Source organism: Paenibacillus sp. N3.4 (genome assembly GCF_008017805.1).
Taxonomy (GTDB): Bacteria; Bacillota; Bacilli; order Paenibacillales; family NBRC-103111; genus Paenibacillus_E.
In genome coordinates this window covers 44,383-53,920 of sequence record NZ_VRTT01000050.1, presented here as the reverse complement: position 1 = coordinate 53,920, position 9,538 = coordinate 44,383, and the positions used below count along the sequence as shown (strand labels likewise).

General features: G+C 45.3%; 9 protein-coding genes and 1 pseudogene. 5 read left to right on the top strand and 5 right to left on the bottom strand.

Features of this window, described 5'->3' with window-relative positions; all coding sequences use genetic code 11:
* Positions 1 to 570: 570 nt before the first annotated feature.
* Both FU659_RS22875 and FU659_RS22870 read left to right on the top strand, forming a co-directional pair.
* The gene (locus tag FU659_RS22875; protein WP_147949666.1) at positions 571 to 1,770 is read left to right on the top strand and encodes an MFS transporter; all 1,200 of its coding nucleotides are present in this window, start codon (positions 571 to 573) and stop codon (positions 1,768 to 1,770) included.
* Positions 1,771 to 1,884: 114 nt separating this feature from the next.
* Positions 1,885 to 2,418, top strand: coding sequence for a GNAT family N-acetyltransferase (locus FU659_RS22870; RefSeq protein ID WP_147949665.1), 534 nt, complete (start codon positions 1,885 to 1,887; stop codon positions 2,416 to 2,418).
* A 68-nt stretch (positions 2,419 to 2,486) separates the two neighbouring features.
* Here the strand turns inward: FU659_RS22870 and FU659_RS22860 are convergent.
* Together FU659_RS22860 and FU659_RS22855 are read right to left on the bottom strand one after the other, a co-directional pair.
* Positions 2,487 to 3,511, bottom strand: a pseudogene (locus tag FU659_RS22860) (TIGR03943 family putative permease subunit).
* Positions 3,512 to 3,542: 31 nt separating this feature from the next.
* The gene (locus tag FU659_RS22855) at positions 3,543 to 4,553 is read right to left on the bottom strand and encodes a permease (protein WP_261807978.1); all 1,011 of its coding nucleotides are present in this window, start codon (positions 4,551 to 4,553) and stop codon (positions 3,543 to 3,545) included.
* A gap of 69 nt (positions 4,554 to 4,622) precedes the next feature.
* Here FU659_RS22855 and FU659_RS22850 point away from each other — a divergent pair, with 69 nt between their 5' ends.
* Entirely contained in the window at positions 4,623 to 4,988 is a 366-nt protein-coding gene (locus FU659_RS22850; RefSeq protein WP_147949662.1) for a Fur family transcriptional regulator, read from the top strand.
* Positions 4,989 to 5,105: 117 nt separating this feature from the next.
* Here the strand turns inward: FU659_RS22850 and FU659_RS22845 are convergent, their stop codons facing one another.
* Positions 5,106 to 6,116 (bottom strand): CobW family GTP-binding protein, encoded by a 1,011-nt coding sequence (locus FU659_RS22845; RefSeq protein ID WP_147949661.1) that lies wholly within the window; start codon positions 6,114 to 6,116, stop codon positions 5,106 to 5,108.
* Between the two features lie 179 nt (positions 6,117 to 6,295).
* Positions 6,296 to 7,309: a polysaccharide deacetylase family protein gene (locus FU659_RS22840; RefSeq protein WP_261807977.1), complete on the bottom strand. Its 1,014-nt coding sequence runs from the start codon at positions 7,307 to 7,309 to the stop codon at positions 6,296 to 6,298.
* Between the two features lie 189 nt (positions 7,310 to 7,498).
* On the opposite strand from FU659_RS22840, the gene FU659_RS22835 reads away from it, so the two are divergent.
* Entirely contained in the window at positions 7,499 to 8,533 is a 1,035-nt protein-coding gene (locus tag FU659_RS22835; RefSeq protein WP_147949660.1) for a WD40/YVTN/BNR-like repeat-containing protein, read from the top strand.
* Between the two features lie 5 nt (positions 8,534 to 8,538).
* On the opposite strand, the gene FU659_RS22830 is transcribed toward FU659_RS22835, so the two are convergent.
* Positions 8,539 to 9,033, bottom strand: coding sequence for a GNAT family N-acetyltransferase (locus FU659_RS22830; protein WP_147949659.1), 495 nt, complete (start codon positions 9,031 to 9,033; stop codon positions 8,539 to 8,541).
* Between the two features lie 173 nt (positions 9,034 to 9,206).
* On the opposite strand from FU659_RS22830, the gene FU659_RS22825 reads away from it, so the two are divergent.
* On the top strand, positions 9,207 to 9,491 hold the full coding sequence (locus FU659_RS22825; protein ID WP_147949658.1) for a hypothetical protein: 285 nt from the start codon (positions 9,207 to 9,209) through the stop codon (positions 9,489 to 9,491).
* Positions 9,492 to 9,538: the final 47 nt, after the last annotated feature.

The following is a 9,538-nucleotide window of genomic DNA, read 5'->3' as shown; positions in this document are numbered from 1 at the left end:
AACTCCCCAGAAAATTAGGTCATTCGAGACTCAAAAACCACGAAAATGATGAAAAAGGTGGGTGGGCACTCATTTTATCCACGTTGAATCGACAGCCACATACGGTTCGTTAGCGTAGACAGCACAAGTAAGGAGTTGCTTCATTGTTCGAATGGCTCCTGTTATGGATACTTAAGCAAGCGACTAGCGCAAAATGGTAGAGAACCTAGCTTCATGCCAGGTTTATCTTAGTAGATAAGAAAGCATATCTATACTTTTGCTTCACATCTATCATGACAAACTAACTCGTCTCTGAAGGATGACGAAGGGGTTTGACCGCCGACATGCGTCGGTGCTACAACGCCCGTCCAGGATTCCCGCGTGTTGGAAGTCGTTTATCCTTGTGGACATATAACCGGCCTGGATCTTCTGGGTGATGCATCCTCTGTCCGAGGTTGAGTGCCTTCAATTGAAAAAATCTATTAGACAAGAACAAGAAGCGGGTGGTAAATTTAGGTTAATATCCGATTATATACATTGGAATAATGGTTTTTGAAAAGCCGTGGAAATAACAGAAACAAGGTGGTATGCTTGGAGCTTTACTGGAAACGCAATCTGTCTATGTTATGGTTGGGCTTATTTTTTAACCATATGGCGTATACGCTCTCAGTACCCTTTTTTCCTATCTTTTTGCAGAATGATTTAGGCATTCAGAGCGGTCTGGAGGCTTGGTCGGGCGTTTCCATTTCGATTAGCTTTCTAATCAGTGCTTTGTGCGCCCCTTTTTGGGGATCGTTAGCTGACAAATATGGTAGGAAGCCTATGCTGATTCGCTCAGGTATAGGCTTAGCTGCGGCACATTTTGCGAACTATTTCGTTCATGATCCATTTATGTTCATTCTTGTCCGCATTTTCCAAGGACTCATGGCAGGCTTCAGTCCGGCTTCCATCGCTTTGGTTGGTTCGAATACACCAGAGAAGCATGTGGGTTACGCACTTGGTGTCATATCCACGTCAACGGCTGCCGGAGGCATTCTTGGACCGCTTGTGGGGGGCGTGCTGAGTCATTATATGGGATTGCGCGAGTGCTTTATCGCATCGGGAATTATTACACTTGTTTCCGCTCTCATCGTCTTCGTCGGCGTTAAAGAGGTTCATGAACGAAAGGTTGGAGTCCAATCCAGTGTGCGCAATGACCTCAAACAAGCTGCTGGCAATACCCAATTAAAACGAATATTTGGGCTAACCTTATTAGTCTCGACCTCAGTTATGATTCTGGAGCCGCTGCTCACAATCTATGTGGTGCAAATCGGCGGGAGTATAAACAACGCTTCACTCAGTTCAGGCATCGTTTTCTCGGCCGTGGGCGTTGCTACGGTAATTATGGCTCCCCGTTGGGGGATCATCGGTGGGCGAATCGGTTATGACAAAATCCTTTTCATTGGTTTGTTAGGTGGAGGCATTGGCAATTTGCTCCAGGTTGGGGTTCATCACCTTATTGGTTTTGGTATCCTGCGATTCAGTTATGGATTGTTTTTTGCCGCTGTGTATCCGGCTTTAAATGCACTCATCGTTAAATACGCGGAGACTGATTTTCGCGGAAGAGCGGTCAGCTTAAATCAATCGGCAAGCCAGTTCGGCATCGTGGCAGGCCCTTTGTTAGGCGGAGTGCTTGGTGGATGGATCGGCATACAGTTCGTCTTTGTTATTACCGGCGCGACGCTGCTCGGAGCGGCCTTGACGATGAAGATGCTTAGTTCTAAACGAGTTGATCAAAAGTTGACGGGGTGAGGGAAAAACCTATAAGGTAGTACGGAACCAAGTTTGGAAACGAAATGTGGCAGCATGGATGTGGCAGGCATTATACATGCTGCAGAAACCTTAAATAAAGGAGCTTGAATATAGATGTCAACTGCAATCGATTTATGGATACGGGATGTTCGCTTTGAAGAAAGAGAAGCGGCTGTTGAATTAACCATTGAAGCATATAAACAATATGAACAGGGGTTTAGTCCTGAGTTTTGGGAAAACTACAAAAATTCCATGCGCGTTTTGTGGTCAGGCGAGCAAGTCGTTGATCGCATCATCGCCGTTCAGGATGGTAAGCTTGTAGGGGCCCTTCTTTTATTTCCAGCTAACTTCCTGTTAGAAAAAATTAACGTAAAGCTTCCTTATCCGGAACTCCGACTTCTGGCTGTTGACACTTCGGCACGCGGCAAGGGTGTGGCGACGGCGCTTATACGCGAATGCGCGCTGCGAGCGGAGAAGAGAGGAGCGCCGTATCTTGGTCTGCACACAACGGAGCGAATGGCTTCCGCACGCAAGCTTTATCAAAGGTTAGGATTCCAGCGCGTGACAGAATTCGATTTTCCCGGTGAAGATAAGCAGACAGTTGTTGAAGCCTATCGACTGCCTTTAGGGGGAGAGCTGGGCTTCTGATAGAAAAACAACAATCGCCACGGACGACCGTGGCGATTGTTGTTTTTTTTGGGGACGGAATCCTATCGTTAATTCAGTTCTTTGAGCGGTTCGAAGTTTGGATAAATGTAAGGTGAGGAAGGAGCGGCAATTTTTTCGATTTGAGTAGCTTTAATGGTGAAGATATCATTTCCGTTATAGCTGCCGTTCTGAATCGTGCCTGTAACTTTGACCCACATGTCTTTGGTGTAATTCTGAGCGCTTGGGAAATCAATCATGACGCCGTAAGGGGTAGCGTCGCCGAACAGCAGCTTACTGCAAATCGGCCCACGACGAATTGGTTCTTTGTCATATTGTCTTCGCGATAGACGAAGCCGGTAAGTTCAATTTTTTTGCCGATAAAATTGTTTTTGAAAAGATCGATGGACGAGAGGATTTCCATATAAATTTCAGGTTTGACCACAATCGTATCTTTTTTATACAGGATCATTCCGATTTTAGAAAAATCTTCATCCCACTCGTTATCTGCATGGAAAAGCTTTTGAAGCTCGACATCCGTCACGGCGGCAGCTGGAGCTGGAACTGCGCTAGAAGAAGAGGCCGGAGCAGGTGAAGGGCTTGTTAAGGCATTCGAACCAACCGATGGCGTCGTTGTTGGTATAGGATTTGTTGCAGGGGCGCTTGAAGGCGCACTATTTTCGGCAGCAGCACCTGTACTCTGTTTCGCGATACTGGATTTAGCGGCCGAAAGATTCATGCCCTTGGTCGCTGCCATCGCGCTGCTCAGTGCTGTATCCGGCAGTAGGAAACCTATAAGCAGCGGTAATAAAAGCAGACCGTAAGCAATCGTATTGCGCAGCGGTGAGCGAGAAGCGGGTTGTTCGCATTCGCAGGCAACGGGTCTTCCCCAGTAAGCGCGCAGGGCCATGTAGCCTTGAAAGCAGGCAATGATGTAGAGGATAACAGCAGCCACCTTAACATATATCATCATGCGTGGCGCTATGTAATATTGCAGGGCATCCGTTTTGGTCAGATTGACAATATAGCTGGAAAAACCGAGTAAGATAAGGGTGCGAAAGAAATGATGGAAGCTTATCAACCGAGTTGCGCTCATGTAAGTTCCTCCTATAATCTCATGACTATAATTATAATAAACGCTCCAAAAGCAGCGAGCAAGCAAAAACGGTGACAGCGATTAAAAGTGAAAGCATGAGTACAAATTTGGATTTGAATACGGACAAAAGCATAAGTGTACTTTTGAAATCAAGCATCGGCCCAAAGACAAGAAAGGTAAGCAGTGAACCCGATGTGAAGGACGTCTGAAAGGAAGAAGCGACAAAAGCATCCGAGGTAGAGCATAAAGACAAGACGTAGGCAAATCCCATCATAAATAAGTGCGAGCTGATCGGCCCTTGGCCAATGGCCACTAAGCTCTCTCGCTGCATAAAAACCTGAATCAGTGCGGTAAGCAAGGAACCAAAAACGAGATATTTCCCCATTTCAAAAAATTCATCCGAAGCATGTACGAAAAAAGTGTTTAGTTTGCGGGTGATACCGCCTTGATGCTGATGCCCATCCAGAGCCTCTTCGCTGGAGAAATTGGCGCGGCTGATACGAAGCGGATTGCTTTTGATAAAACGGTAAAGGATGAGACCGATTATAATGGCAACAGCGAAAGCCAGCCCCATGCGGGAGTAAGCGATGGCTGGGTGATTACGAAATGCCATAAATGTAGCGGCAAATACAATAGGGTTAATAATGGGGCCGGTTACGATGAAAACGACAGCTATGTAAACGGGCATTCCCTTGAGAATTAATCTCCGAACGACAGGAATCATGCCGCATTCGCACATAGGAAACAGGATGCCAAGCAGGCAGGCGAACAAAATGCCAAGGATAGGATTTTTCGGAATCCAGCGGCGAATGGTCTGCTCGGAAACGAACGTTTGGAGTAAGGAGGAAAGCAAAACACCTAATAAAATAAAAGGGATAGCTTCTAAAAGAATGCTGATAAACATCGTTTTGAAAGCTTGGATGTGATCTGCTGTCAGCAACGAAAAGACAGGCACGCCTTTGTTGAAGAGAATGAGCACAATGAGGAGAAAACAGATGGCCGCGATGGCCTGCATGCTTGCTCGAAATACAGTAGTTGGCATCGAATAGACTCCTTAATCATAATTATTACTATTATAACGTATGAGAATTGAAAGGGAAATAGGACAAATTTGTTCAGGGGAGCAGCGACGTTATTCGCTGAATCGGGAAGCTATTTATCGCCGAAAGACGTTTATGAATACATGAAGCAGCAATATCCGGGTGTAAGCTTCGATACGGTCTACCGGAACCTTCGCTTGTTAAGCGAGATGGGCGTTTTGGAGCAGTTTCATTTGGCGGATGGATTGAAATTCAAGGCAAGCTGCTTGTCCCATCATCATCATATGATTTGTGTTCGTTGTGAAAAAACAATAACCTTTGAATTTTGTCCGAAGAAGCTTGTGCAGGATCTGCCTGAAAGCTTTGACATACAGAGTCATCGCTTTGAAATTTTTGGTCATTGTTCAGATTGCCAAACAAGTTCATTCTCCTCATAGGAAATGGCTGGAAGCAGGGCATATGTCGATGGCATCGATTATCTTATCAAAAAGCAGCCTCATTGAGTTCAAATCTTGAACTCAAAAGAGGCTGCTTTTTTGAAGGACGCATGATGATTAAGTCTGAGAATCCGCCTTACGCTTCAACCAATCTTCTTCTAAAGCCGCAGTATCCAAGTCTATACCGATCAGGACCAAATAAGGCTCTCCTTGAAAGGTTGCGGGCTGCCAGTTCGGGCGTTTGCCTGCGTATTGCAGAAGGAATGGCTCGCGATGAGGACCCAAAGTGATATATCCTTTAGCGCGAAGTAAACGTGCCCCCCACTTTGCTAAATAACGTTCGATCGCTTGCTGCGTCATCCTTTGATTGGCATCAAAGGGAAGCGTAATCGTCTGAATACGTGAGAAGGACAAGGGAGGTTCTGATGCCTTGCTCGTCGCCGTTACACGCTTAGTAACCTGCATAGTGGGTTTGAAAGACTGTGGCGTGCTTGAATGAGATTCAAGCGGCTTCAGCTCTCCAAAGATAAGCTTTAAATCAAACTGACTCTGAGTAGTAGGCAATAAAAGGGAGTGCTCGTTTGATTTACGAATGGAGCGTTCAATAGACCGCAGCTGCTTATCGGACACGAGATCCACTTTGTTCAAAAGCAGTAAATCGGCGACTTCCATTTGTCGACGAAGCGTGTGTACGAGTTCCCTATCAGAAGCGAAGATGCTGTTATATTCAAGCACATTTTCAGCATCAAGAACGGTAATGACCGTATGCAGCTTTACATGTGGAAGAAGCGCAGGCTCTGTAAGCGCATCGACGATTTCCTCCGGATTAGCCACCCCAGTCAGTTCGATGAGAATGACGTCGGGTTTACGTTTGAGCAATTGTTTAATGGAATCGCTGATTTCACTTTTCTTGCTGCAGCAGATGCATCCATCAAAAAGTTTGGTCATGTCGACGTCTGGCGCAGCTTCTTGAATAAGACGGCCGTCTACATCTTGTTTGCCAAGCTCATTCATGAGAACAGCAGGTTGGAGTTTAAAGGAGGAGGCTTCTTGAAGCATACGAATGAGCAGGGTTGTTTTGCCGCTGCCAAGAAATCCACTCAGTACGATAACGGGAACTTTGCTCAAGGGAAGATCTCCTTTTTCATGAATTTAAAAGTAATTATTACGAATTGAATTGTAGTACAAAAACAGCGCTGCTGCAAGTTCCAAATTGAATCTTAACAAAAGGATAAAGTCAGAGGGATTTAAAATAGCTCATGAATCAAAAAAAACCGGGAGCATCGAGAGGACGATGCTCATCCGGCTTATTTATTTTTGGCAACGTGAAGCAGCTCCGGTACGGTTACAAACGTGTAGCCGGCTGCTTTCAGCTTGCTGATCAGTGGCCCGATAGCCTGCACGGTTCCTGACAAGTCCTGACTGTCAGCACCTCCAGAGTGCTGTAGGATGATCGAGCCGGGCTTGGTTTGCAGCATAATATTATTCAATATCTGATCGGACGAAAGCGACTTCCAATCCAGCGAATCCACATTCCAATTCACGATTAAATAATGATGGTCGGCTACCCATCTGACTTGCTCCTCATTGATTGCTCCGTATGGTGGACGAATCAGCTTCGGGGCGTAACCAATCAAATTTTGGAGGACGCCTTCTGTGCTTTCGATCTGGTTTTGAAATTTATCCACAGATAGCTTTGGGAGATTGGCATGGCTGTAAGAATGATTGCCTATGACATGCCCTTCTTTAACAATCCGTCTAACCATGTCCGGATGTGCATTTGCTTGGGAACCGAGTAAGAAAAAAGTCGCCTTCACTTGATTCGCCTTTAATGCATCCAGAACCTTCGGAGTAAATCTGGCATCAGGTCCATCATCGAATGTGAGCGCAACCTTCTTCTCCTGAGATGAGCCTCGCAGCTTAAAGGTATCGGGGTACTTCACAACCAGTTGAGAGAGCGTTAGCTTTTTTTGCGAAATTCGTGATTGTCCTTGGCTTTTCTGGACGGGCACAGAAGGTTTTTTCTCTGACTGTGCTGCTTTCTTAGGTTTAGGCGTAGGTGTTGATTCAACAATCGTTGGTGCTGATTCCGGTGAAGCTGTAGGTGTAGGAATCGGTGTTGGCTGATCTAGACTACTTGCTGCTGCCGAGGGTTTGACACTCGGTTCGGTATTTTCCAAAATGGCTTTAGTTTCAAGCTCTTGGCCTTCGATGTCAGCATTTTGTGCATACGGTTGATTCGGATACGTCTTGTTCTTGGCCATTCCACAACCTGTTACTAACAGGCATATCAAAGTAATGGACCAGATCCATTTGGTCATGATTAATCCCCCCGCCGAGCAATATGACTATGCTCTAGTTTTGGCAGAGAAGGGATATCCTATCCAATGGAATTAAAAGGAATAGACGCTTTATTCAAGCAGCAGAGATTTGAACATGAACTAATTGGAGTAGCAGACCGTCTTTACTATACCAAAGTGAGAGAGTTTGTATAGATAGAAGGGAGTGAAATGATGATCGTTCTGGGCAAAAAGAAGTTATTTCTGCTGTTGGTCTTTCTTTTGTGTGCAGGCTGTTTTCATCATCAAGCCTTAACTTCATCGGTTTCAACAAAGTCTTCTCTAAAAAAAGCATCGGTTAGCAGCTTTTCAGTATCCGTTGGGGAAACTATTCACATAGATGATCAGGTAAGAGCCTCCGAGTTACGGCCGACCAAAGCCATTTCTTTTGTAGATGAGAGGCAAGGTTATGGTTTAGTGGCAGTCAACTCAGAACTCCTATTTTTGCAAACCACAGATCAGGGGGTTTATTGGAAAATAAATAGCAAACTTCCTGATCTGACTGGGACGAATCTGCTGTCTTTCCTAGACATGCAAACAGGCTGGCTGTTGACGAGTCCGACGCGTGATCAAAAGTCTGAGCTTCGACTCACTTCAGACGGCGGTCGAACGTGGGAGGTCATTGCCCGAGATCTTCCAGGACTTGAAGTGAGCGCGGGAGCGCCATTTTTCCGCTTTTTTGACCGGCAGAACGGACTTATTGCTGCCAAGGGTATCACGGATATGGTACTGCTTCGTACACAGGATGGAGGCTTAACATGGTCGGCATCTAGCCGCATACCCTTACCGCGAGCTGCCGATGGGACATTTGCATTTGTTTCTTCTACCGAAGGCTGGTTTGTAGGACCAGGCAAAAAAAACGAAGCTCCCTCCTTGTTATATCACATGGTCGATGGGCAAACCTGGGAAGAGGCCGGCAGGCTGCCAAGTCCTCTTGCTGCCAGGGCGATATCTTTTTCAGACGCGCAAAATGGATTTATTCTTCAGCCTGCGTATAGACTAAGCTCTGTCACCCAATGGCAGTTGCTTCGTACGGAGGATGGAGGCCAAACTTGGAGTGAGCATGCGTTTCCTAGTTCATTTCAGCCGCTCGATTTTGACATGCAGATGAACTTTTTTTCGGCAGCTAACGGATGGTTGGTTGACACTGCAAGTATGTGGCGATCGACAAACGGGGGCATAAACTGGGCTGCTCTAGCACCCTAAACATGTTAAATGATTTTTTGAAAGGTGAAAATATCTAGGAACTGGCCCCATTTGAAGCCAACTTCACGAAAATGAGCGCACTGTGTGTAGCCATTTTTCGTGAAGGTATGAATACTAGGTTCATTATCCGCACAAATCGTCGAGATCAGCACATGAAAACCATTTTCTTTGGCGACAGACTCAATATGCTGAATGGCCGCCGATCCGACCCCTTTACCCACGCAGGCCGGATGCAAATAGATCGTTACTTCTCCTGTTGTCTGATAGGCTTGTTTTTTCTTATGGGGCATAACTTGGACATAGCCTTGCAAACTGCCGTCCAGTGTAATCACGTAAGTTTGAAAACGCGGGTCAGGGTGTACAACACTCTCCGTGAATTCAGTTAGGCTAACTGGCTCAGTATGAAAAGAAACGGTCGAATGTAAGACGAAATAATTATAAATATCCATAAGATCAGGAATATCCGAGGGTTCTATCTTTTTAAAAGTAATAGTAGGCATACAAATAGCTCCTTATCTCATAAAAAAATCTAACTTTCATGTTAGCATATATTCCATGTCATGAAGCTAAACTCCTTTTTTGATTAGACATATCGAGTTATTCCATGTATCTTAGAGATAACGTTTTAAGTTTGTAAAAGGTAGAATGGCTTATAGGGAATAGGGGGAGTCAGATGTCAGGTAATTCAGGCTATATTCTCGTCATCGTGGTTGGTGTCATTCTACTTGCGGGACTTACATTCATGAATCTCCGCAAAATTAGCAAATCCACCGCGGATTTGACGCAGCTCAAAAAAAGAACGCTTCTTTGGAGCGAAATTTCGCTTGCACTATTTGTACTCCAGTTGTTTTTCCGTGATCGCCAAGGTGGGTTTTTGATATTTTTCGGTATTCTTACTTTATTTACTGGTGCTCACTACTTAGGTGTTTTGTATTATTCAAAACAAAGAGGCAAGTAATATAAAAATGAAAAGAAGCTTCCGATGTAGGTGAACAACTACGAAAC